Genomic DNA, 22,927 nt, shown 5'->3' with positions numbered 1-22,927 from the left:
ATTTAAGCGATGATCGCACCTTCTGTTAAATCATTGCCACGCAAGAAGTCTTCGGCATTCATAACAGGCTTACCTGCCCGCTGAAGACGCTTAATGCGGATAGCATCCTTACCGCAAGCCACTAGCAATTTGTCATCTAACACCTCACCAGCATTCCCCTCACCAAGACTATCAGCCACTTCGAGCACTTTTACGCGCACAGGCCCTTTAGGTGTTTGCATCTCAAACCACGCACCCGGAAAAGGTGAAAGCCCGTGGATATGCTGGCGAACCTTGCGTGCAGGTAGGGACCAATCTATGCGTGTTTCTTCATTTGTCAGCTTATGAGCATATTCAATACCCTCTTCTGACTGAGGGATAAATTTAGCAGTTCCAGCCTCAAGCTGTGCAACAGCCTCAACCAGCAATTTAGCACCTGCTTCGCACAATTCATCATGCAAACTGCCAACCGTTGTTTCAGGCGTAATATCCACCGAGACAGATGCCATCACAGGCCCAGTATCGAGCCCTGCTTCCATCTGCATTATTTCAACGCCGGTCACATCATCCCCTGCCATAATCGCGCGTTGAATAGGCGCAGCTCCCCGCCATCGCGGTAACAAGCTCGCATGTGCATTAATACAACCAAGTCGCGGAGCATCGAGCAATGCTTGTGGCAAAATCAAGCCATAAGCCACGACCACAGCCAGATCAGCTTCCAATGCTGCAAATTCATTCAGCGCTTCTTCCGATTTAACTGATTTAGGTGTGCGCACTTCAATGCCCAACTCTAAAGCGGCATCATGAACCGGTGTATTGCGTTCATTTTTGCCTCGTCCTGCACGGCGAGGCGGCTGTGAATACACGCACACAATGTCGTGCCCAGCGTCAACCAACGCTTTCAGGCAAGGCACAGAAAAATCAGGAGATCCCATAAAAACCAGTCTAAGGCTCATTCTTAGATCCCCTTTTTATATCATTCCATCTACAATCTAATGGTTGCAGTTAGGCCCGTGCACGTGTGGCACTGGTGCAAATTTCTTTGCTTTTTTCACTTTATCAACCGCACGCGTACGCTTTAGGCGCGATAGATAATCAATGAAAAGCTTGCCTTCAAGGTGATCCATCTCGTGCTGAATACAAGTGGCGTATAAGCCTTCAGCCCATTCAATCACTTCCTCGCCTTTATAGTTGAGATATTTGATCTGGACACGCTCAGGACGCTCAATCGTTTCATAAATCTCAGGCACAGAAAGACATCCCTCATCATAAGGAACAGTTGCCTCGACCTTTTCCAGAATTTCTGGATTTACAAAATACTGAGGATTTGGTTCTTCATCCTTATCAGCAATATCCATCACGATGACGCGCACAGGCTCACCGATTTGAATCGCCGCAAGGCCAATGCCAGGTGCATCATACATTGTTTCAAGCATGTCATCCATGAGCGCACGGATTTCATCGGTCACAGCATCAACCGGCTTGGAAACCTCTTTAAGTAGAGGGTTTGGAACTGTTAAAATAGGTCGTATTGTCATGTGTTTTAGCTAAGTGTGCAGGCCTAATTCGTCAAGCTATAGTCAACACAAAACCTATCAGTTTCTAGTTTTTGGTTGATATTTGCTTGGGCGGTGAAGGCATTTCATTCAAGTTAAAGAGCAAATCTCGTCCTCGACGTGGTTCGCGCATATGATCTTCAATCTCTTCAAGATCAGGAATTTCTTTACCATCAGCGCTCACACCCAATGCATCGAATTTGCGGGCTTGAGGCAGCACTTTTGTCTCCAGAGTACCGACTAATTCGTTATATGCTGCGGATGCAGTGTTCAATCCGCGTCCCATTTTGACGACTTTGTCGCCCATCACTGCTATTCTGCTGTATAGTTCGCGTGCGAGTTCTGTGACTTCTTTGGTGTTTTGCGCCGCATTTTCTTGACGCCATCCAAACGCCACAGCTTTGGCCAAAGCCACCAAAGTTGACGGGGTCACAATGATCACTTTATTACGCGCTGCATAATCAAACAAATCACGATCTGCGCTCAACGCGGCTGCATAGAAATTTTCACCCGGCACAAACATCGCAACGAAATCCACAGTGTCGGGCAATTGTGCCCAATAGGCTTTACGCGCCAAAACCGTGACATGATCTTTCATTTTGCGCGCATGGGTTTGCAATAATAAATTTTGACGTTGTGGATCACTCTCTTCAGAGGCCTGAAGGAAATCATCAACACTGACTTTTGAGTCAATCACCAAATGGCGTCCACCCGGCATACGCACGACAACGTCTGGCCGGATATTTTGTCCATCCTCTACGTTTGCATGTACTTGTTCGGAAAAATCAGCGTGTTCAGATAGCCCTGCCATCTCCAGCACATTACGGAGTGTTTCCTCCCCCCAACGCCCACCCGATTTGGGTGCAGATAATGCGTTGGCGAGCTTACCCGTCACATTCTGGGTGTCCGCCATGGTCTGAGAGAGTTTTTCTATCTCGGTTCTCAAGGATGCACGATCTTCACTGCGCACTTGCTCAAGGTTTTCAACCTTCTTGCTAAATTGCGAAAAGCTCTCTTTTATCGGTCCAATCATGCTGGATAGGTCGGCCTTGGAAACTTCCTTATGCTGGCGCATTTGTTCGTTGGCGATCTCCAGAAATTGCTTTTGCGATTGGCGAAGCGCATTATCGGCTAGGTGCTGAAATTTCTGATGAATTTCTGCATTGAGCGATTTCATCGTTGCCCGCTCAACCTCGAATGCCTTCTCTCGCTCTTCCTGTCCTGCTTCAAGTCCAGCAAGCTTGCGTGATAAAGCTTCGGCATGCGTACGATATTTTTCTAGTTGCGTTTGGTATTGCTCGGCCTTTTCCTGCTGCGCATTGAGGCTTTGCTCAAACCGGAGTTTTTCATTGGCCCAAATATCAATTTCACGCTGATAAGTTTCTTGCAGATTTTTCAATCGCAACGCGCCAACCTCAACCTCACCTTTGAGGAAATGGCTCTCTGCTTCAAAATGCTCTTGCATCGATTTTCTTACACGCGATACGCGAAACCCAAGGATTAAGCATAAAATTAACGCAACTACCGCAACAGCGAAGAAACAAACATGATACAAATCAAATACGAGCGCGGTTTCGCCAAAAGAGAATGAGAACATAACGAGACCATATATCGTTTTTTATTCTCCTACAAGGCGATATTTAACCAAAAACGAATCACTTATTCACAGATTGCAAGCATTAGCGCCTTGAAGAAAAAGCCGCCGCAATCGTCCCGTCATCAAGGGACCCTAGCTCGCCGCCGACAGGCACACCATGAGCCAGTCTGGAAACAATCACACCACTATTTTCGAGTTGATCCGCCACATAGTGGGCTGTTGTTTGGCCATCCACTGTTGCATTCAGCGCCAAAATGACTTCTTTGACCTGATCTTGGCCAGCTCTCGATATCAAGCTCGCAATATTGAGATCATCAGGCCCGATCCCATCCAGCGCTGACAGACACCCCCCAAGCACATGATAGCGCCCGCGAAAAACACCAGACCGCTCCATCGCCCAAAGATCACCAACGTCCGCCAGCACGCAGAGCACAGCCTCATCACGCCCTGTTGCCTGACACACAGCGCAGGGGTTTAAGGTATCGAAATTTCCACACACATCACATGCCGACACTTTTTGAGCCGCATCTGCCATAGCGCGCGCCATAGGAGCAAGCAATTGCTCCGGCTTTTTCAATAAATGCAGTGCAGCTCGTCTGGCAGAACGCGGCCCCATACCAGGCAGTTTAGACATCATCTCAATGAGACGTGTAATTTCAGGGCCAACAGATCTATTCGACATTTAGTTCAGCTTATGCTCGGGCCAATAAAAAACGTTTCAGAGCAGTTCTGATCAATAAAAGCAAAGCACCGCCACCAACAAATACGACAAGCCCCAAAAATAAATCTGCCATGAAGAACGCCGTCACAATGGAAAGGCCAACAGCACCACACCACATAAAGAAGAACACAACATCCAACCAGAATGGAATTGGCGTGTTGGACGGCAAAAAGCCCTCTTTTTTCTCGTCGCTCGGTTTAATCTTTTGGGATTTTTCCGGCTTTAACTTCTTCGCGAAAGGGTCATGATCTCTCTTAAATCCATCCAGTGGAATATCGTCAAAATCGCTTCTGCGTGTTGTGTCATTCATATTGAGCGTCCTATCCAAAGTGGCTCTAGCATATCGTAGACTTAGAAAGGCATTTTAAAACCAGGCAACATTCCCATGCCTGATGTTGCATCCTTCATCGCTTCTGCATGTGCTGCATCCAGCTTGCGGCGCGCATCATCATGAGCTGCTTTAACAAGGTCTTCAATAATTTCAGGATCATTTGGATCAATCAGGCTCGGGTCGATAGACATGCTCGCCATCTCGCCTTTGCCCTTAAGCGTCACTTTCACCATGCCACCACCAGACGTGCCTATAGCTTCGATCAGCTCAAGTTTTTCTTGGGCTTCTGCCAATTTTCCCTGCATTTCTTGGGCTTGGCGCATTATATCTTTCATATCCATGAGGTTTGTCCTCTAAAATCTAATTGTCATCTAACTTGGTGAAATCTCTACGCCGATTAAAGTCCACTCTGACCACATTTCCTTCAGTATCTGTGTCGAGTTTCTCAATCTTTACAACTTTTGCACCGGGCAAAAGCTCCAGCGCTTCGGCAATACGGGGTATTGCTGAAACTTCAGCAACACGTTCTTTTTCTTGACGCACACGGATTTCTTCAAGGCTCTCTTTTGTGGAATGCCCTAAATCTACGTTCCATTCTACGCCTGTTTTATCTTCCAACCAGTTTTTCATCCGCATTTGGAAATCAACCGGAATGCCCGGTGCGGCTGCATATGTGAATAATCCGTAGCGCACTTCAGCAGGTCTCACATAATGCTCCACATCATATAACAGATGGATTTGTTTATCCCCCTGCAATGCGGCACAAATTTGATTAAGCGAACCTAAAACAGGGCCCGGCGCTGCTTCTGCATATTTATCTGGTACAGCACGCGCCACAACAGATTGCGCACCAGATTGTGCTCGCGCACCACCGCCGCCATTTGCTTGATAGCTTTGCGCACCCGGCCCCGGATCACCATTAGAATACGCACCCCCACCAGATGGACCGCCGCCGTTTGGATTATTCCCGGAGGGACCATTTTGCAGCATGCGCGCCGCATCTTCTGGCGATGGCAAGGCCGCTGCCGCAGCCAGCCTCAACACAGCCATCTCAGCGGCCACATTAGGGTCTGGCGCACGCGCGCAATCTTCATACCCTTGCAGGAGTAATTTCCAATACCGTGCAGATTGCGCATTGCTAATGCTGCTTGCTAGCTTTTTAGTACGCTGCGTCCACTCAACAGGGCCAGCAAAAACATAGGATTCGCCCATAGCCTGAGCACGCGCAATTTCAGCCATAGCATCAAGCAAATCCTTCATCAGAATTTGCGCCTCAGCACCTTCTTGCAATTGAGCATTTGTTTCTTCAAGCGCAACTTTGTGCTCGCCCGCAATTGCAGCATCAAGCAAATCAAACACACGCGCCCGATCGGCAAGCCCAAGCATATCTCTCACAGCATCCACGGACACTTCATCGCCGGTTGATTGCACAATCGCTTGATCCAGCACAGACAAAGCATCACGCGCTGACCCTTCCGCCGCACGTGATATTAGGGCCAAACCTTCTTCAGAAACTTTTGCACCTTCTTTCTCGCATATCCTGCCAAGGTGTGCGGCGAGCGCATCTGTCGTTAAGCGCGCCAAATTAAAGCGCTGACACCGTGACAGCACTGTCACTGGCACTTTACGAATTTCAGTCGTTGCAAAGATGAACTTCACATGTGGGGGTGGCTCTTCAAGAGTTTTTAGCAACGCATTAAACGCCGCTGTCGAGAGCATATGCACCTCGTCTATAATATAGACTTTATACCGCGCATTCACTGGCGAATAGCGCACGCCATCCAGCAGCTCGCGCATATCAGCAACACCCGTTCGCGATGCCGCATCTAGCTCTAAAACATCAGGGTGACGACTTTCCATAATCGCCTGACAATGACGTCCGACGGGGGATAATTGGACACTTGGTTCTTCTACACCATCCCGCGAATAATTCAGCGCACGTGCCAGCAATCGCGCTGTCGTCGTTTTCCCGACGCCGCGAACACCTGTCAGCATAAAGGCGTGTGCAATACGTCCCGTTTTAAAAGCATTGGTGAGTGTGCGCACCATCGCTTCTTGGCCGACCATATCATCAAATGTGGTTGGTCGATATTTGCGGGCTAAGACCTGGTAGGCCCCCTCACCGCCAGAATTCTGGCCGGCATTGAGGTTTTCATCACCAAACATCGAAGATGTATTCGGGTCTGGGCCTTCATCGTGCATGTCATTTGAGTCGCTCATGCGCGGCAATCTATAGTGAGAGCTCGCACTTGCCTATAGGTGTTAGGCGGAATTTCTGTTGAGGATGGAAATTGGCCCCACACAATCACACTTCCCATTCTAACTGCGTCAGTGCTTCTGCGCCTTAGAGCGACATTCTCTATAATTATTTGAGAATTTTTTCCAGTTGCACCTGCGTTGGTTGAACAACATTAGGGTCATTGGCAGCACGGATATCTAGCATGGCTTGCTTAAAGGCATCGGAAGCTTTTGCGCGCTCAAAACTCGGCGGCGCGCCACCACAATCAGCAACATCTTTTAGAAAATAATCAATCTGAGACGCAAGAAACGTTGGCTTACCATTTTGAACAGCAAAATCACCCCATACGGTGAAGCCGCCTTTATCATAATCTCCTTGCATCACGTCCATGCAATTAAGCGGCTGTCTGTGCATATGATAGGTGCTGATTGTTGCACGAGCAGGATTGCCATACACATCAAAGCCCAAACCTAATGTGCATTTACGGTCCGCTAGATACAAAACGCCAATGGCTGTAGGCGTCGATTCAGGCGTGTGCTGAATATGCCAGAGCCCCATTTCTGCGGGTTCGCCAAAGAAAGTGCCGCGCCAACTGCCCTCTAAATCTTTAAGATTATAGCCATCTGGGCTACGCGGCGTAGAGATATATGTGGCAGATTCTTGCTGTCGCGGACAGGATTTAGGCGCATATTTATCGCGAACAGATGCGTATGCTGCGACGGCTTTTTCGTATGATTTCTGAGTGTAGGCAAAAATTTCATTGCGCTTTTCACGGGTTGAAGCCAACTCTTTTTTGACGACACGCGGATCAATTTGCGCAGGCAACCCACGATCAAATAAAGCAAGGTTTGTGTGGAGTGCACGCACTTGAGGCGTTTGGCATTTACCAGCAAATTGTTGGGACATAAACGCATCTCGCGTTGCTATATCAAAGCCGATCTCCAGCATTGCCAATGGGTTTTGCTCCATGACGGCCTCATAAGCCTTACCCGCCATTTCGAGCATGAAATTATTGGCGAGGTCTTTGCTGTATTTAATATAGCTATTGAAAAATTTAGTCTCGATTTCGCGTCGATACCCACCCGTCCCTAAAACAGGGTCTTCATAAATGTGCGTTTCCACCATCCCCTCACGAATGTGAACGCTGCAATGATCTGAATAGCCTTTGATGAAGTCTGCGAAGAAAGCTTTATACATTATATCCTTGCGGACATTTTGGAACTGACCGGTTGAAATGTTTTCAACGAGGTCTTTGTATTTATCAATCTGCGTCTCGCCTTTGATACAGCCTTTATAATCGTCTTCCTTACAGGTGCGACAGTGACTGTCGGCCAATTGCAAATAGCGCGTATAGCTGTTGGCTTCAGATTGTATTCCCTCAAGCTTGTTTAGGGCATAATAGTCACGACTATATTTGAGCCAGTCGGACACCGTCATGTGATCAAGGTAATAATCATTCTTGCACTGACACCAGCGAGCATCGACTTCAACATCAGATATTTCCCATGTCGCCTCACATGCATATTTTAAATTATTGCGTTCAGAGACTGCAATGTTTTGAGCTTGAGCAGTCGCACCCAATATGCTCAAAAGCACGATGATCCAAACAGTCAAGCACCTAAACATATTTGCACTCCTTACATCAATATAGCACTGATTTAGCTATATTTTATTCCCGCCCACACCTACATCTAAACCACGCTAACACATATAAAAAGATAAATTCAAAAAACTTGGCATTCCGTCTTTAAAACCAACAATACAACGGGCCGATAATTCGTATTTTCGGAAAGATTTTTTGCGTACTTCATTTGTCACCCGAAAGTGCTAAGGTTAATTGAAAACCGAATACGCGAGGGTGGGAATTGTGGACTACGATATTTTCTTAAGTTATCGGCGTGTCGATCAAGAACTGGCGCGAGCTTTAGTTACTGCACTTGAAGCTCGTGGTGTCGGAGTCTGGTGGGATCAAAAAATCGAAGGCGGAGTCGATTGGCGTGATGCCATCGTTGAAAACCTGATTTCATCAGACATGTTGGTGATTCTGTTTTCTGAGGAATGCAACAATTCCAAACAGCTCAAAAAAGAACTCGCCCTTGCTGATGATATGGATAAGGATGTTATCCCTGTTCTGATCGAAGACACAAAACCCAAAGGTCATTTCCTGTATGAAATGGCGGCAAGAAACTGGATACAAATCCATCCCAATCCTGAAAATAAAATCAATGAGCTTGCTGATCGCCTGACTTTATTGGCAGAGGCAAGCCCCGGTGGTTTAGCAGGCACCAAGCCAGAACCAATTCCTGAGGCCGCTCCGGTTGAAGCAGCAGCACAACCGGCCCTTTCACAACAAGACGCTGTCGACACCAACCAGCCCGACATACCTCAACAAACAGTCACAACGCCGCCTCCTAAGACACCGGCCTCAGCGCCTCCTGCTTCACCCTTTGCTGGCATTAACCCCAACGACCTCGTTGCTCGCCGTGAAGCGCTAAAACGCGAAGAAGCTTTATTGGAGATTGCTGAAAAGAAAGCCAAATTAAAGGCGGGTGGTGCAAAACCTGTCGCAAAAAAAGAAGCTGCATCAGCGCAATCTAAAACAAGTCGGGGAAAGGTGAAAAAACAATATCGAAATTTCCTGCCCTTCAAATGGATTGATCTGATTTTACTAAGTCCTATCTTATATTTTATTGTCGAAGAAACAGGCGGTGGGTTTGATCGCCTAGATTTTACAGACATTTCAGAAATGACTGAATTTATGGCGATGATCTCAGTCAGTCTTGCAGGCGTCGGTGCGCTTGTGTTTCCGATTCGATATTACATGCGAAACCTCCGCATGAAAGAAGCCGCCAAAGAATACGCTAAATCCAGCCTAGCGCTTTATGCTCTGCTTTGGTTATCGGGGCTTACATTTGCGATAAATGAAGGCGAAATTGGCGAGGTCGTAGGCGTTTGCCTTGGCTTTGGCGGTCTCTGGGTCGCATTTGGTGTTGGCGCATTCGCACTTTACGGCCTGATGCACTTCCAGCGTTCCGTACGAAACTTCAAATCAAATGTAGATAAGATATAGTTTTCTGATGAAAATAAACTAGCAGCTCAATGTTGCTGAATTTCTCAAATGTATAGAGAAAGGTGAAACTGGCGACGACCCGAACGAAACCCGTTGCGGCTGCTTCCTTCCGGACCTGACCGAGTTCGCGAGCGGCTCGTCCGCCACCAGCTTCGGGTTGATATATCGCAATGCTCACGCCATTTAGCAAGAGTATGCTAGACTTTAATCACAAAGAATCTCAGAAAAATTATTCCTTATGCTGCTAAATCCAACCATTACATTTGCAAATGCCCCATTTGAGCGTAGCGCCCACCGCCGCACAGATACAGATTGGCTGGAACAAGCTAAGAAATCTCCGGACACACGTTTTTTGCCATTTTACAATGGAAAAATATTATGCATCGATAATGGTATCCCTGCCCATGAAGTCATTCCCGGCATTCCCATATCCAAAGAGCCCCGAAAAATAGCATGGCTATTTTCTGATGAAATACCACACTTCAATCACTGCAAATTCATATTCCTAAGTGAAGAAAATGGCGTTGCACGATTTGGCGTTCTTATCCCCCCTTCTTTCCAGATAGAAACCTCTATACTTTCTGACCTAGTGTTGGGCGAACTGCGAGCCATTTCCGGCGGTATCAGCGCTGAAGATGCGCAATATGTCTCAACATGTGCAGCTGTGTTTAACTGGCATAGACGACATCGCTTTTGTTCAAATTGCGGTACAGAAACTCAAATATCAGAAGCAGGCTGGAAACGTGTGTGTGATGCATGTGAAGCCGAACATTTCCCCCGCATTGATCCCGTCGCCATTATGCTGGCAGTCAAAGGGGATAAATGCTTGATGGGCCGACAAGCCAGCTGGCACCCGAGCATGTATTCTTGTTTAGCAGGTTTTGTAGAACCTGGCGAAACCATTGCACAAGCAGGTGCAAGAGAACTTTTTGAAGAAGCCGGTGTCGTCGCAAGTGGTCGAATAGAATATCTATTTGAACAACCATGGCCATTCCCTTCATCTTTGATGATTGGCATGATTATGGAAGTTCAATCCGAAGAATTGAATATCGACAAAACCGAAATAGAAACAGCGCGCTGGTTTACCAAAGAAGAAGCGCGGCAAATACTTCAAGGTGAACACCCTGATATTTCCGCGCCAACTGATATCGCGATCGCTCATCACATTCTAAAAGCATGGGCCTATTCAGAAACTTGGTAAGATTACTTATTTAAAACTGCCGGCCATTGCTCATCAGCGGCACGAATGAAGCCCTCAATATCTGCTTCCCATTTTGATTTGATGGATTTGTTATAGTTGAGATATAATTTTCCATCGACGATGGACCAATATTTTGGGTCGCCTTTGGCAAATTTGCCATCGGCCATCGCCCAAGCACAATATCCGCCATATTGCGGCAGATACGCTTCTGGCGAAGATGTAAATTTGTCTAGATTTTCTGGAGAAGAAAACAAAAAGTCCGCTCCAAGATGTTGAGCGCTATAGGACTTATCACCCTTTACTGGCTCCCCAGCTTCAAAAAACGACACAACATCATATCCATCAGCTCCCAATTTACTGAAAGCTTTTGTATAAATGGGTGCTTTGTCTGCATAAGCCGGCGCAACACTCAAAGCAGCAATAGACATAGCAATGGCAGTTATTAGGCGTTTCATGGCAAAGCTCCATTTATAAATTTAATCTACAAAATAGCGCCTTGCCAGATCACTCACCATACACGTTTTCGCGATCTCGATACAAACGTCCTAACTTATATGAACACCTGTTTTGCGATACTGATCAGCATGAAATACACCCAAGACATCCAAGCGCGTTGAAAAGAAACTCATTTCCTCCAGCGCCAATTGAACATTGCGATCATCTGGGTGCCCTTCAATTTCAGCGTAAAATAAAGTCGCCGTGAATGACCCCTCAATGAGATAGCTTTCCAACTTCGTCATGTTGACATTATTTGTCGCAAAACCGCCCATCACTTTATAAAGCGCCGCTGGCACATTTCGAACTCTGAAAACAAAAGCTGTAATAAAGCTCTCATCTTCTGATTTTCGCTCAAGAACCGCAGGCTCTTTCGCCATAATCACAAAGCGAGTTGTGTTGTGTGCATGGTCCTCAATATTTGATGCAACAATATCAAGGCCATAAACTTCAGCGGCAAGCTCTGGTGCAATAGCAGCTAGATTTTCATCAACTGATTCGGAAACTTCGCGGGCTGCTCCTGCCGTATCAGCTGATGTGACTGCCTCTATTTGATGTTTTCTTAAAAAATTTCGACATTGCCCAAGCCCCATAATATGGGAACGCGCACGTTTTATCTGCTCTAACTTAACACCTTTTTTTGCCATCATGAAAAAACGAATCGGCTGAAAATACTCTGCATTTATGTGCAGACCAGACTCTGGTAAAAGGTGATGAATATCCGCCACGCGCCCCGCAATAGAGTTTTCCACGGGGATCATCGCTTCAGCTACATCCCCTTGTTTAACAGCACTAAACACGTCCTCGAACGTTTTGCATGGCACTGGCTCCAGATCAGGACGAGCTTGAGAACAGGCAATATGCGAATTCGCACCGGGTTCACCTTGATATGCAATTCGTTTAGTCATTTTGGCTTCTTTCATTGGGGTCAATCTTAGGCATATTCCACCCAAAACAGCTTGATTTTGAGTGCGACGGTTCGCCGCTTCTAAAAACGGGTCGATATTCCTGCAATACCCGCTATGTTGCAGTCTAAGCAATAGCGTGGCAAAAGGCCCGCGCATACCAATATATGAATCTACGACAAGGGCGTTTCATGAGCGACTTGGGCTTAAACAAAATTATGGCTGCGGCATTCTCAACGGGTCTTGCGATCCTTGGTCTAAACGCGGCAAGTGATGCTTTTTTCGAGCATGACGGACCAGAACAACCAGGATACCTCGTTGAGGTGGCAGCGACAGACGCTGGTCACGGCGATGACGAACCGAAATGGATTCCACCAACAGATTATGGTGTCCTTCTCGCGGAAGCTGACATTGCTAAAGGTCAGAAAAAAGTAGCTGCTTGTGCAAGCTGTCACAATTTCGAACCGAACGGACCAAATGGCACTGGACCGGGCCTATATGACGTTGTTATGCGTGATAAAGCCTCTCACGGTGGGTTTGGATATTCAGACGCCTTGATTAGCCTCGGCGGTCAATGGGATTACGCTTCTCTAGATGGCTTCCTGAAAAACCCGAAAAAATACGCTTCTGGTACAGCTATGAATTATGCTGGTCTTTCTAAGGAAACCGACCGCATGAACGTCATTGCATACCTGCACTCACTTTCCGCTTCGCCTGCTCCGCTTCCTGCTCCATTACCACCTGAAGCGTTCATCGAGCCAACAAGTGGTGAAGAAGCACATGGCGATGTTGTCGACGCTGCCCACGAAACAGCCGAAGACGCTGGACACGCTGTAGATGCTGCTCACGAAGAAGTAGAGAATGTAAGCGCTGATGCTGAAGCTGGGGTCGATGCACTCACAGATGCTGCTGAAGGTGCTCAATCGGATGTCGCAGATGCCGTCGAAGAAGCAACAGAGACAGCTTCTGACACAGCAAGCTCAATTGTAGACGATGTCACTGAAGCTGTAGAGTCAGCTACTGATGAAGTTGAAGAAGCTGCTGAAGAGGTTGGCGAGGAAGTTGATACAGAACACGGTCCTCACAACTAAAAAGCTTTAAACCTGAAATAATTGAGACGGCCGTTTGATTGTTCGAACGGCCGTTTCTTTTTGACCGATACGTTCTATCGCCTCAACGACTGGCTCACTTGCACACATCATGTGATGCGCATTCGCGTGAAGCATAAACTCATTATTCTGCATAATGCCGACATGCCCGGGCCAAAAAACCAAATCTCCACGCTGCAAATGATCAATACCATCCTCAAAGGGAATAGACTGCCCGAGGATATCTGCCGTCTCTTGCATGCTCGCATCTCTTGGAACACCTATGCCGACCGCCGCCATAGATGTTTGGACAAGCCCAGAGCAATCTAATCCGAAACTATCTTTTCCGCCCCAAAGATAAGGTGCATCTTGAAACATTTCGGCCACCGACACAAAGTCATCATAGGTTTCACCAATATTGAACAAATGGTCGCTAAAAACCCACCCTCCATTCACAATTTTACTGAACAAACCCTGCACTTCTTCAACAGCAACACGTGAATTTAAGCTCAACATATAAAGAGGTTTTGTCTTCAAATCAGGCTTGGAAAATACGATTGTTCGCAAAACACCAACTTTGTGCGTCACACCATAATGCACATCCGATAAATCACGAGATTGAATCCATCCCACATATTTATCGTCCTGCAACTGCCCCCAAGACCAATCGCCAATTTTGTCGTAAACGATAAAACTCTCACCCATAAGCGCTTGAGTATCAAGCATAGCATCATCGGCCGCATCTCGGTAAACACCTGTTATTGGTGCATTTATTTGAAAATGAGCGCCTTCAACAAAATTATCAGCTTCAACTTTTCCCTTTAAGTGTGCTGCCGCAATCCCGTCTTTGTAAGGGTTGAGTCTTGGATTAAGTGGGATATTCGCCAATGTCACAGCCCTGTTTTACTATTTCAACGAAGGTCACGACTAAACGTTAACATCAAAATTCAACTAATAAAACAAAGCACAACACGTTTTAAGCGGCATCTTTAGTCTCATTTGGCAATTGATGTTGAATAGCCTGAAACGCCTCACTAATCGTATCACCATACTCCGTTAGAAAGACAGACCCAGCGACAGTTCTTTGCACAAGTACATTGCGCAAATCATCAGTATCCTTGCGCCGTTTTAGCAAATTATGCCCTGAAAGCGTATCCAATGCGCGCGTCACTGCAGGCTTACCCATATTTAAACTTAAGGCCAGCCCGCGCACTGTATGCGGTGGCGGTGTCAAATACACCGCCATCAAAATCGCCATTTGGCGAGCAGATAAATCAGGCGAATCCGAGCGCACGGATTGCGCGAGCACATCCCGCCATAATTGAAGCGCTGTCGTCCGATCTAATTCCATCTCCAATAACTCTCCTACAAAGCGAATATGCCAGTAGAGAATCACCTAATTCGATTCGCGAATCAATGCCTTTTCGTTGTATTAATTCAAAATTCTCTCTTTAAATGATTAAATACAGCTCTCAACGCAAATGCCGCTCCACCTTCAGGCCGTCCATATTTGCTCAAACGCCATCCCCAAACATCAAAGTGAGTCCATGACGGTGCATCGACAAATTTTTGTAGGAATAACGCCGCTGTAATTGTTCCCGCAAACGGACTACTCGCGCCATTCACAATATCTGCAACAGAACTGTTTAACATTGAAAGATATGGCTTCCACAAAGGAAGGCGCCAGATGGGATCACCCATATCTACTCCACTTTGATAGATGCCAGTTGCAAGCGCTTCGTCATTTGTAAAAAATGGAGCAACATCAGCGCCCATTGCAACTCTCGCGGCACCAGTCAACGTTGCAAAGTCCATCAAAATATCAGGCTTCAATTCACACGCACGCGTCAATGCATCCCCCAACACCAAACGCCCTTCAGCATCTGTATTGTCGATTTCTACAGTCAAACCCTTACGGCTATTTAAAACATCGCCGGGTCGAAAAGCTGCGCGTCCGATAGCATTCTCAACGGCAGGTATGTGCAATGTCAAACGTACGTTTAAATTTGCTGCCATAATCATCCGCGCCAAACCAATAGCATGCGCAGCACCGCCCATATCTTTTTTCATAATGCGCATATAATTGCCGGTTTTGATATTCAGACCACCCGTATCAAAAGCAACACCTTTGCCTACCAATGCGATATGAGGTGCTTTTTTATTTCCCCAACTCAATTCAATATATCTAGGCGCTTGCACAGCAGCCCGCCCAACAGCATGAATCATTGGGTAATTTTCTTTGAGCAGGTCATCTCCAATTATCTGAGATACTTCAGCACCAAACTCTTTGCCTAGCTCTTCTATTTTTTCGGCTATTTGCGTTGGCCCCATGTCTTCAGCTGGCGTATTTATCAAATCACGCACAAGTTTGATGGAAGCCTCCTCTATTTGGGCAGCTTCTCTTTCATCTTGTTTGGAAATCACCAATATAGCTGGCTCAGCATCATCTTTTTTATAGCGATTGAAGCGATATGCCCCATCGGCCCATCCTGCCGCGATTTGCTCAACACTAAGAAATGGTACCGGCGTAGCTATCTCATACACCCCACTTGGCAGGCTAGAAGATGCGCCAGTCAGCACCATCGGATCATCGCCCTCACCCACACCAAATAATACGTCCGCAACAACACCATCACTATTTGGAATGAGCAGAAATTTTCCTGCTTGGCCTTTAAACCCAGCCGCTTCAGCAAAAGTTGAGAACCGCTTCTCTTGTGCTTGCATCCAGTCGTTTAAGGACTCCTTAGATAGAAGGTGAAGGCGAATGGCTTTTTTCGAAGACGCAATAAAAACAGAACTCATAAATTCATCCAAATTCAAACGCTGAACGTAGGGAAGCGTTAACTAATAATTGACTTGAAACCACGATAGTAAGGGCTTGAAACTATATCAACGCCCTTTCTCAAACTCTTAGGGGTCATGTCATGGCTACCAGCTCAATATCTCGTTTTATTCTACTATCAAGTAGCGCTCTTTTCCTTGCTTCAGCGTGTACAAAGCCGCCGACGAGCAAAGAAGAAGAGATGATGGAGCAAGTCGCCAATGAAAAGCAAATTCTTGCGGCATCCAAAGTTGAACGCCAAAAAATTAAAAACCACGACATGATCACTCAAGCCAAGTTTTGGGGTGATCAATTTGACCTAAACCCAAGCGATTACGAAGCCGCCGCTGAGTTTGCAAACGCACTTCGCGCCATCGGAAGCGCAGAACGTGCAGTTGATGTTGCCACACAAGCGCTTGCATTACACCCTGGCGATGTTGAACTTTCCAAAACGCTAGCAAAAGCACATATGGATACTGGACGCCCAGACCGCGCAACTAACGCACTCTATAATGCTGTCCCCGACGGAGAAGATTGGGTGTTATACTCCTTGTATGGAATTGCACTAGACCAATTAGGGGACCATAAAAAAGCTCAGCTTCGTTACACAAAAGCGCTCGATATATCTCCTGATAATCAAGTCATCCTCGCAAATTATGCGCTTTCTTTAGCTCTTGAGGGCAAACCTGAAGAAGCAGAAGCAAAATTGCGTCATGCTATTGCATCAAATGAATTTGTTGACCCCCGCGTGCGATTAAATCTAGCACTTATCTTGGGTGTGCAAGGTAAATTCAAGGAAGCGGAAGAAATATCAACCGCAGATTTACCGCCGCATATGGTGCAGGCGAATTCTGAATACTTCAAAAGACTTCTTACACCATCTTCGAGAAGCTGGAATGCATTGCGCCACACGCAACAAGATTAACAAAATCAATAGCTTATAAAAACTATATATCAAATCTGTCGATATTTCAAATTCAGCTCACACATTAAAGGCCGACACTATCAATCTGATAGTGTCGGCCTTTTCTATGATATTGTTTTATTAGTATTTTTCAGAATTTACTGCACGGATTGAGCCACAGGATTCACACCTTCACCGCCTTGTTCAGCGTCTTGTTTCTTTATCTGAATATATGCAGGCGTTCCAATTACGATAAAGAGAACTGGAAGGAAAAACACAATCATAGGCACTGTAAGTTTGGCCGGCAAAGCGGCTGCTTTCTTTTCCGCTTCCAGCACGCGAATTTCACGATTTTCTTTCGCCATTGTTCTCAATGCTGTCCCCATGGGTGTCCCGTATTTCTCTGCCTGCACCAAAGCTGTAGCAACAGATTTTATACCTGGGTGATTGGTTCTATCAGCGAGATTCACATAGGCTTGGCGGCGCTCCTGAAGATAAGACAATTCCGCAGTCGTCAAGCCAAGTTCCTCAGCAAGCTCAACAGAAGCAGTTCCAACCTCTTCTCCAACTTTGGCGAAAGCGGATTCAATGGACATTCCTGACTCAACACAAATCAACATCATATCCAAGCTATCGGGAAACGCCTTCATGATAGATGCTTTGCGTTTATCTGCCCTATTCGTCAAATACATGTTGGGCGCGTAGAAACCAGCGGCAGCCCCAAACATCACAGCACACATTTGCAATTGAAAATTCAAATCGAAATCATTCACGAAATGTAGATACAGAAACGTCAAAAGCCCGAGTAAAAATGGAAGCGCAAACCGCGCAAAATAGAAAGCCGACACAGGGCGCGGTCCACGAAGCCCTGCCTGAACAAGTGCTTTCTCAAGATTGTCGTCACGCAACAGCGATTGAAGATCAAGCTTATCAACGACATTACGCATCATCCCCTCATCCTTACGGCGAAGAGATTTATCTTTCAGTTGTTCTCGGCTTTTCCGGCGTAGTTCTTCTCGGCGGTTAGACACCGATTTTAGCCGAGTCTCTAGCTTATTGCCTTTGAGTGCTGGCGCAGCAATTGTCAAAATGGTGGCAAAGCTTGCAAGCCCAGCCAACAATGCAGCAAGAAATCCGGGATCTGTAAATGACTCAATCATTTTAACAACATTCTTTCTTGAGCTTGTTTTAAACGTCCAACTTCATCATCTGTTTCATCACGAAAATACCGGCCCCCATGAGCCCCGCTCCCACCATCAGCATGAAATGTCCTGTCGGATGGGTAAATAAGAGCGTGATATAGTCGGGTGAAGAAAAATAGACCAAAATCATAACGGCAATCGGCAAGGCACCAATAATCATTGCGGATGCTTTGGCTTCTGATGAAAGTGCTTTGACCTTTTCAGCCAACATTTTGCGAGATCGAAGCACTTCAGACAAATTGCCCAACGCTTCGGATAGATTACCACCAGATTGCTGTTGAATGCCGATCACAATCCCGAAGAAATTCACTTCTGGCAGAGGCATCCGATTATACATATTGGATAAAGATTTCTCGACGGTCGTTCCCATTTGAATAGCATCAATGACACGCTTGAACTCAGTGCCTAACGGCGCAGGCGATTCAGAAGCAATAATCCTCAAACATTCAATAAGTGGTAATCCAGATTTCACACCGCGAACGATAACATCAATTCCATCAGAAAATTGCTGCGTGAACTTCTTTTGTCGTGCACTAATGCCCATGCCAACGACCCAACGAGGAAGCCCCAATGCGCCAGCAAAACCCGCACCAGCAATAATAAGTGGGGTCTGTCCCAGAACAAAAGTTATTCCGGCAACAACAACACCTGTAACAGCAGACAAAACCCAAAACATAGCTGGCTCAATCGTCCATCCAGCCTGTGCGAGCTTATCTTTTATCGTACGTCCTCGCGTATCCTTACGGCGTTTATTTTCACGTTCGCGCAAGGTCTTCATCGAATCTTGCATCTGCTTGCGACGCATCAGGGTCGCATCAACAGAAGAGTTTTTCTTACCACCAGATCCAGCACCGACGGCCACTTGTTTAAAGCGCTTTTGCTGGGCTTTGGTCGTGCCGCCACCAGTAAACGCAAATCCAACGCCGACTACACTCACAAAAGCCAAACCTGCAATGAGGTAGACTATCATCGTCTGATCCATCACGCTGTCTCCAACTGATCCAGTGCAAGCCCGAGCTCTGCTTCCAAATTATAATATTTGGCACGTTCCCAAAAACGAGGCCGACCAACACCGGTTCCACGGTGACGACCAATAAGCTTGCCGTTTTTATCTTCACCATCAATTTCATAGCGAAGAACATCTTGAGTCACGATTACGTCACCCTCGAGCCCCATCACCTCTGAAATAGATACAATCTTTCTTGACCCATCACGAAGACGGGTCGCCTGAATAACAACATCAATCGAACCAACAATCATTTCACGTATCGTGCGCTGAGGAAGAGCAAAACCACCCATCGTGATCATGGATTCCACACGTGATAAACCTTCACGCGGCGTGTTAGCGTGGAGTGTTCCCATTGAACCATCGTGACCTGTGTTCATCGCTTGAAGCAAGTCAAACGCTTCAGGTCCACGCACCTCACCCACAATAATACGGTCTGGACGCATACGCAGACAGTTTTTCACAAGGTCGGTCATTGTTACCTTACCCTGTCCCTCGATATTTGGAGGGCGTGTCTCTAGGCGAACAACGTGGGGCTGCTGAAGCTGAAGTTCCGCGGCATCTTCACACGTAATCACGCGCTCACCCGGCTCAATAAAGGCAGTCAAACAGTTGAGAAGAGTTGTCTTACCAGAACCCGTACCGCCTGAGATCAACACATTGCAACGTGACGTCCCGATGATACGCAATATCTCTGCACCTGCAGGCGAAATCGCGCCAAATTCGACAAGGTTTTGAATAGTCAGCTTGTCTTTTCTAAACTTACGAATGGTCAGTGTTGGACCATCAATCGCGAGCGGCGGCGCAATAACGTTTACACGTGAACCATCTGCCAAACGCGCATCACAAATAGGGCTGGATTCATCCACACGACGACCAACCTGCGACACGATCCGCTGACAGATATTCATCAACTGGCCGTTATCACGGAAACGGATATTCGTGCGCTCAATCTTTCCGTTGACCTCAATGTAGGTACAATTTGCACCATTCACCATGATATCAGCGATATCATCACGCGCTAAAAGCGGCTCAAGCGGACCATACCCAAGAACATCATTACAGATATCTTCAAGCAGCACTTCCTGCTCGGCTAAAGACATCACCACATTTTTAATTGAAATGATCTCGATAACGATGTCGCGAATTTCTTCGCGTGCGCTCTCTTGATCCAATTGTGCCAGTTGAGACAAATCAATTGTATCTATCAAAGCATTGAATATCTCTGTTTTTACCAGATAATATTCCTCAGAACGCCCTTCATCCTCAGACTTGGCAGGTTTGGCTTTTTCCTTTTTCACAAGCGGCGGCGCAGACTTTGCCTTCACCGGCGGAGGTGTAGGAGATGGCGAAGCTTGAGGCGCAGGAATCGGTGTAGAAGCCTCCTGCTTTTCAGAAACAACAGGTTTCGGCGGCTCAACACTTTCGGGCTTTACCGGCGGTGCTGCCGGTCTAGGAGGAGCCGTTTGGCCAGCACCAAATGATCCTGTTTTTTTTCCAAACATTCTCTACCCCTAACGCTTGAACAATTTGTTCAATAAGCTACCGCGCTCAACTTTGATTTCGCGGCCAGTCACCAATGAAGCCAAGTAATCTATGCCTTGCGAACACTTAGAATCTTCAGCAACATCGGCAATCATTTGCCCATTATTGGCAGCTGTTCCAAATAGTTGAGGATCAAATGGCAAAACAAGATCTGGCTCTAAATCCATTGCTTGCGCAAAATCTTTCACCGGTATCTCAGGCCGTTTAGGCACACCAACTTGGTTGATAACCAATCTTGGTTTGCTATCATTTGGACGAGCAGCTTTGAGGAAATCTATTAAATTCTTACCATTGCGAAGTGATGCCAAATCAGGCTGCACGACAACAACGATTTCATCTGCAGACACGACCGTACCTTTAAACCAATCTGTCCAGATATGTGGAAGATCGAGAACAACAAACGGCACAGTTTCACGCACTTTATTCAAAACAATGCTGTATGTTTCTTCATCCACATCATAGGTGCGGTCCAGACTTGCTGGCGCAGTAAACAAGGATAGATTATCCGTTGCTTGCGTCAGCAAGCGGTTCATAACAGCATCGTCAAATCTGTCTGGTGCCATCAAAGCATCAGCTATTGTCTGGTTTGACTCACTGTTGAAATCGAGACCAGTCGTCCCAAAATTCAAATCAAGGTCGATAAGGGTCGTGGCTTGCTTCAATCGTTCAGAAATCGCCCACGCTAAGTTATGAGCGATGGTCGATGAACCCACGCCCCCCTTCACGCCAGTTACTGCAAGTGTTTTTCCAACAAATGGTTGCTCTGGATCAGCAAACTGACTTGAAATTGCGCGAATTAACTGCACCGTTTCAAGCGGAGGAACGATGTATTCAGACACACCTCTCGCCATCAATTCACGATACAAACGGATGTCATTTGCAGCACCAATGACAACCACTTTTACAGTCTCATCACATAATTGAGCGAGTTCATCTAGCTCAGCCAACAATTTTGCGGACTTTGCTGTAGACTCCACAACAATCATATGTGGCAAATCATGTTCTTGATAATAGTTGATTGCTGCAACAACACCGCCTTCAACAATATCCGCAGTGACATTCACCATTCGGCGGTCTTGCATGGATTTGTTGAGCATTTGCTGACACATCTGAGTCTGACAAAAAGCATGGATAGTGATGCGAGGAATAACACGATCCCCACCTTCTGCTTGCGTCAGAGCAAAATCAACATCTTCATCATCATCCATTGAAGCAGCATCAGTTTCTATGGATGGGATATATTCTTCGTTTTGAGCCGACGAAGTTAAGCCTAAATCAGATCTTGGCAGCACAGTTGAAGGCTGAACCGCTTTGGTCGGTATTTCGGGGCTTTGGCTCACTTCCTCGCCAAAGTCATCAGCAAAATCTTCTAAACTAAAATGATTATCATCTGCATCAAAATCATCTTCAAATGCCGGCATTTCAGTTTCAACTGGACTAGAATGGCTTCTTGAAGAAGGAGAATTTTCAGGCTCTTCAAATGCCTCAAAATCAGCACCAGTTGAAGACGTATCAGGTACTTCCAATTCGCTAAAATCTGGAGCAGACGCAGAAGATATGTTTGATTGGCTCAAACGGTCTGTATACTGGTCTGCATCGTCCAATGGCGGTTCAAAATCTTTTGATAGTGCATTTTCCAGAATACTGTCTAAATCTGAAAAACTGGACGAGACTTTATCTGATGCTGTATCAGATACCCATTCATCTTCGTTTTCAGTTTCGGGCTCAATGTCGAGTTCAAACTCGTCTGGATCTCTGGACAAAGCTTCTTCTGATAGGTCAAGCCCGTCGAAAACGGAAACCTCTTCCTCATCATTCAAGTCGTCAAAATCATTTTCATCATCGAGATCAACCGCTTCGATGTCATGAGTTTTTTCATCTTTGACGACATGCCCCATCATTGCCGCAGCAAGGTCTACCGGTTTTGCATCACTAACTTCTCGGGACACTTGAATTGGATCTTCGGCAAACGTGGCCTCTTCGTTAAACTCAGAAGGAGTCAGCTCACTTCCACCAATGACACTTTGAAGTTCAGCCAATAAATCAGCCGAAATTTCAACACCATTTTCATCATCTCGAGGAGATGTGTCCACATCATTTTGAAACAGAATATCGCTGCCATCTGCTTCACCTGCAGAAGAATGCAATTCATCTTTCTCAAACTGGCCAATTGGCTCATCAATGTCCAAATCGAGTCCTAGTTCTTCGATAAGAGACTCATATGTTTCATCATCAAGCGTGTCGTTGGGATCTGTCATATGAGCCCT

The 22,927-nt window shown here is 46.4% G+C and carries 21 protein-coding genes and 1 other RNA gene; 4 read left to right on the top strand and 18 right to left on the bottom strand.

What is annotated here, in order from left to right; all coding sequences use genetic code 11:
* Window positions 1-2: 2 nt before the first annotated feature.
* The 8 genes from fmt to HBAL_RS04335 form a co-directional block, all read right to left on the bottom strand.
* Window positions 3-935, bottom strand: coding sequence for a methionyl-tRNA formyltransferase (gene fmt / locus HBAL_RS04370; RefSeq protein ID WP_015826712.1), 933 nt, complete (start codon window positions 933-935; stop codon window positions 3-5).
* Between the two features lie 36 nt (window positions 936-971).
* A complete protein-coding gene (def, locus tag HBAL_RS04365) occupies window positions 972-1,517 on the bottom strand; it encodes a peptide deformylase (RefSeq protein ID WP_015826711.1) in 546 nt (181 codons plus the stop codon).
* Between the two features lie 64 nt (window positions 1,518-1,581).
* Window positions 1,582-3,000 carry a DNA recombination protein RmuC gene (locus HBAL_RS04360; RefSeq protein WP_233356740.1) on the bottom strand — a complete coding sequence of 473 codons (1,419 nt, stop codon included), beginning with the start codon at window positions 2,998-3,000 and terminating at the stop codon, window positions 1,582-1,584.
* A gap of 214 nt (window positions 3,001-3,214) precedes the next feature.
* On the bottom strand, window positions 3,215-3,814 hold the full coding sequence (gene recR, locus HBAL_RS04355; RefSeq protein ID WP_015826709.1) for a recombination mediator RecR: 600 nt from the start codon (window positions 3,812-3,814) through the stop codon (window positions 3,215-3,217).
* A 10-nt stretch (window positions 3,815-3,824) separates the two neighbouring features.
* The gene (locus tag HBAL_RS04350; protein WP_015826708.1) at window positions 3,825-4,163 is read right to left on the bottom strand and encodes a hypothetical protein; all 339 of its coding nucleotides are present in this window, start codon (window positions 4,161-4,163) and stop codon (window positions 3,825-3,827) included.
* A gap of 41 nt (window positions 4,164-4,204) precedes the next feature.
* Window positions 4,205-4,525 carry a YbaB/EbfC family nucleoid-associated protein gene (locus HBAL_RS04345; RefSeq protein ID WP_015826707.1) on the bottom strand — a complete coding sequence of 107 codons (321 nt, stop codon included), beginning with the start codon at window positions 4,523-4,525 and terminating at the stop codon, window positions 4,205-4,207.
* A gap of 19 nt (window positions 4,526-4,544) precedes the next feature.
* Window positions 4,545-6,404: a DNA polymerase III subunit gamma/tau gene (locus HBAL_RS04340; RefSeq protein WP_015826706.1), complete on the bottom strand. Its 1,860-nt coding sequence runs from the start codon at window positions 6,402-6,404 to the stop codon at window positions 4,545-4,547.
* Between the two features lie 145 nt (window positions 6,405-6,549).
* Window positions 6,550-8,049 (bottom strand): hypothetical protein, encoded by a 1,500-nt coding sequence (locus HBAL_RS04335; RefSeq protein ID WP_015826705.1) that lies wholly within the window; start codon window positions 8,047-8,049, stop codon window positions 6,550-6,552.
* Window positions 8,050-8,290: 241 nt separating this feature from the next.
* On the opposite strand from HBAL_RS04335, the gene HBAL_RS04330 reads away from it, so the two are divergent.
* Complete coding sequence (locus HBAL_RS04330; RefSeq protein WP_015826704.1) at window positions 8,291-9,493, top strand: toll/interleukin-1 receptor domain-containing protein; 1,203 nt, start codon at window positions 8,291-8,293, stop codon at window positions 9,491-9,493.
* A 60-nt stretch (window positions 9,494-9,553) separates the two neighbouring features.
* Here the strand turns inward: HBAL_RS04330 and ffs are convergent.
* An RNA gene (gene ffs / locus HBAL_RS16505) (signal recognition particle sRNA small type) lies at window positions 9,554-9,648 on the bottom strand.
* An 83-nt stretch (window positions 9,649-9,731) separates the two neighbouring features.
* Between ffs and nudC the strand changes: the two genes are divergently transcribed.
* Window positions 9,732-10,694 carry an NAD(+) diphosphatase gene (gene nudC, locus HBAL_RS04325; RefSeq protein WP_015826703.1) on the top strand — a complete coding sequence of 321 codons (963 nt, stop codon included), beginning with the start codon at window positions 9,732-9,734 and terminating at the stop codon, window positions 10,692-10,694.
* A gap of 2 nt (window positions 10,695-10,696) precedes the next feature.
* Here the strand turns inward: nudC and HBAL_RS04320 are convergent, their stop codons facing one another.
* Together HBAL_RS04320 and HBAL_RS04315 are read right to left on the bottom strand one after the other, a co-directional pair.
* Window positions 10,697-11,149: a YHS domain-containing (seleno)protein gene (locus HBAL_RS04320; protein WP_015826702.1), complete on the bottom strand. Its 453-nt coding sequence runs from the start codon at window positions 11,147-11,149 to the stop codon at window positions 10,697-10,699.
* A gap of 90 nt (window positions 11,150-11,239) precedes the next feature.
* Complete coding sequence (locus HBAL_RS04315; protein ID WP_041301955.1) at window positions 11,240-12,097, bottom strand: prephenate dehydratase; 858 nt, start codon at window positions 12,095-12,097, stop codon at window positions 11,240-11,242.
* Window positions 12,098-12,285: 188 nt separating this feature from the next.
* On the opposite strand from HBAL_RS04315, the gene HBAL_RS04310 reads away from it, so the two are divergent.
* Window positions 12,286-13,185 (top strand): c-type cytochrome, encoded by a 900-nt coding sequence (locus tag HBAL_RS04310; protein WP_015826700.1) that lies wholly within the window; start codon window positions 12,286-12,288, stop codon window positions 13,183-13,185.
* A 6-nt stretch (window positions 13,186-13,191) separates the two neighbouring features.
* On the opposite strand, the gene HBAL_RS04305 is transcribed toward HBAL_RS04310, so the two are convergent.
* The 3 genes from HBAL_RS04305 to HBAL_RS04295 all read right to left on the bottom strand — a co-directional run bounded on the left by HBAL_RS04305 (window position 13,192) and on the right by HBAL_RS04295 (window position 15,984).
* Window positions 13,192-14,076, bottom strand: a complete 885-nt coding sequence (locus tag HBAL_RS04305; RefSeq protein WP_407635698.1) for a C40 family peptidase — start codon at window positions 14,074-14,076, stop codon at window positions 13,192-13,194.
* Window positions 14,077-14,158: 82 nt separating this feature from the next.
* The gene (locus HBAL_RS04300; protein WP_015826698.1) at window positions 14,159-14,533 is read right to left on the bottom strand and encodes a MarR family transcriptional regulator; all 375 of its coding nucleotides are present in this window, start codon (window positions 14,531-14,533) and stop codon (window positions 14,159-14,161) included.
* An 86-nt stretch (window positions 14,534-14,619) separates the two neighbouring features.
* A complete protein-coding gene (locus HBAL_RS04295; protein ID WP_015826697.1) occupies window positions 14,620-15,984 on the bottom strand; it encodes a leucyl aminopeptidase family protein in 1,365 nt (454 codons plus the stop codon).
* 122 nt (window positions 15,985-16,106) lie between these two features.
* On the opposite strand from HBAL_RS04295, the gene HBAL_RS04290 reads away from it, so the two are divergent.
* Window positions 16,107-16,928, top strand: a complete 822-nt coding sequence (locus HBAL_RS04290; protein WP_015826696.1) for a tetratricopeptide repeat protein — start codon at window positions 16,107-16,109, stop codon at window positions 16,926-16,928.
* 137 nt (window positions 16,929-17,065) lie between these two features.
* On the opposite strand, the gene HBAL_RS04285 is transcribed toward HBAL_RS04290, so the two are convergent.
* From HBAL_RS04285 to HBAL_RS04270, 4 genes are read right to left on the bottom strand one after another with little or no spacing between them, the layout of a single operon-like run.
* Complete coding sequence (locus HBAL_RS04285) at window positions 17,066-18,067, bottom strand: type II secretion system F family protein (RefSeq protein WP_015826695.1); 1,002 nt, start codon at window positions 18,065-18,067, stop codon at window positions 17,066-17,068.
* Between the two features lie 28 nt (window positions 18,068-18,095).
* Complete coding sequence (locus HBAL_RS04280) at window positions 18,096-19,091, bottom strand: type II secretion system F family protein (RefSeq protein ID WP_015826694.1); 996 nt, start codon at window positions 19,089-19,091, stop codon at window positions 18,096-18,098.
* Window positions 19,091-20,620 carry a CpaF family protein gene (locus HBAL_RS04275; RefSeq protein ID WP_015826693.1) on the bottom strand — a complete coding sequence of 510 codons (1,530 nt, stop codon included), beginning with the start codon at window positions 20,618-20,620 and terminating at the stop codon, window positions 19,091-19,093. Before HBAL_RS04275 ends, HBAL_RS04280 begins: the two co-directional genes overlap by 1 nt.
* A gap of 9 nt (window positions 20,621-20,629) precedes the next feature.
* Window positions 20,630-22,918, bottom strand: a complete 2,289-nt coding sequence (locus HBAL_RS04270; protein ID WP_015826692.1) for an AAA family ATPase — start codon at window positions 22,916-22,918, stop codon at window positions 20,630-20,632.
* Window positions 22,919-22,927: the final 9 nt, after the last annotated feature.

The sequence above is a fragment of the Hirschia baltica ATCC 49814 genome (assembly GCF_000023785.1).
Classification (GTDB): Bacteria; Pseudomonadota; Alphaproteobacteria; order Caulobacterales; family Hyphomonadaceae; genus Hirschia; species Hirschia baltica.
The sequence above is the reverse complement of the archived record's forward strand: the minus strand, read 5'-3'. Positions and strand labels throughout refer to the sequence as shown.

What these genes read in the sequence shown, in the direction of transcription:
- fmt (WP_015826712.1), bottom strand. Translation starts at nt 935, where the DNA reads ATGAGCCTTAGACTGGTTTTTATGGGATCTCCTGATTTTTCTGTGCCT.
- def (WP_015826711.1), bottom strand. Translation starts at nt 1,517, where the DNA reads ATGACAATACGACCTATTTTAACAGTTCCAAACCCTCTACTTAAAGAG.
- HBAL_RS04360 (WP_233356740.1), bottom strand. Translation starts at nt 3,000, where the DNA reads ATGCAAGAGCATTTTGAAGCAGAGAGCCATTTCCTCAAAGGTGAGGTT.
- recR (WP_015826709.1), bottom strand. Translation starts at nt 3,814, where the DNA reads ATGTCGAATAGATCTGTTGGCCCTGAAATTACACGTCTCATTGAGATG.
- HBAL_RS04350 (WP_015826708.1), bottom strand. Translation starts at nt 4,163, where the DNA reads ATGAATGACACAACACGCAGAAGCGATTTTGACGATATTCCACTGGAT.
- HBAL_RS04345 (WP_015826707.1), bottom strand. Translation starts at nt 4,525, where the DNA reads ATGGATATGAAAGATATAATGCGCCAAGCCCAAGAAATGCAGGGAAAA.
- HBAL_RS04340 (WP_015826706.1), bottom strand. Translation starts at nt 6,404, where the DNA reads ATGAGCGACTCAAATGACATGCACGATGAAGGCCCAGACCCGAATACA.
- HBAL_RS04335 (WP_015826705.1), bottom strand. Translation starts at nt 8,049, where the DNA reads ATGTTTAGGTGCTTGACTGTTTGGATCATCGTGCTTTTGAGCATATTG.
- nudC (WP_015826703.1), top strand. Translation starts at nt 9,732, where the DNA reads ATGCTGCTAAATCCAACCATTACATTTGCAAATGCCCCATTTGAGCGT.
- HBAL_RS04320 (WP_015826702.1), bottom strand. Translation starts at nt 11,149, where the DNA reads ATGAAACGCCTAATAACTGCCATTGCTATGTCTATTGCTGCTTTGAGT.
- HBAL_RS04315 (WP_041301955.1), bottom strand. Translation starts at nt 12,097, where the DNA reads ATGACTAAACGAATTGCATATCAAGGTGAACCCGGTGCGAATTCGCAT.
- HBAL_RS04310 (WP_015826700.1), top strand. Translation starts at nt 12,286, where the DNA reads ATGAGCGACTTGGGCTTAAACAAAATTATGGCTGCGGCATTCTCAACG.
- HBAL_RS04300 (WP_015826698.1), bottom strand. Translation starts at nt 14,533, where the DNA reads ATGGAATTAGATCGGACGACAGCGCTTCAATTATGGCGGGATGTGCTC.
- HBAL_RS04295 (WP_015826697.1), bottom strand. Translation starts at nt 15,984, where the DNA reads ATGAGTTCTGTTTTTATTGCGTCTTCGAAAAAAGCCATTCGCCTTCAC.
- HBAL_RS04290 (WP_015826696.1), top strand. Translation starts at nt 16,107, where the DNA reads ATGGCTACCAGCTCAATATCTCGTTTTATTCTACTATCAAGTAGCGCT.
- HBAL_RS04285 (WP_015826695.1), bottom strand. Translation starts at nt 18,067, where the DNA reads ATGATTGAGTCATTTACAGATCCCGGATTTCTTGCTGCATTGTTGGCT.
- HBAL_RS04280 (WP_015826694.1), bottom strand. Translation starts at nt 19,091, where the DNA reads ATGGATCAGACGATGATAGTCTACCTCATTGCAGGTTTGGCTTTTGTG.
- HBAL_RS04275 (WP_015826693.1), bottom strand. Translation starts at nt 20,620, where the DNA reads ATGTTTGGAAAAAAAACAGGATCATTTGGTGCTGGCCAAACGGCTCCT.
- HBAL_RS04270 (WP_015826692.1), bottom strand. Translation starts at nt 22,918, where the DNA reads ATGACAGATCCCAACGACACGCTTGATGATGAAACATATGAGTCTCTT.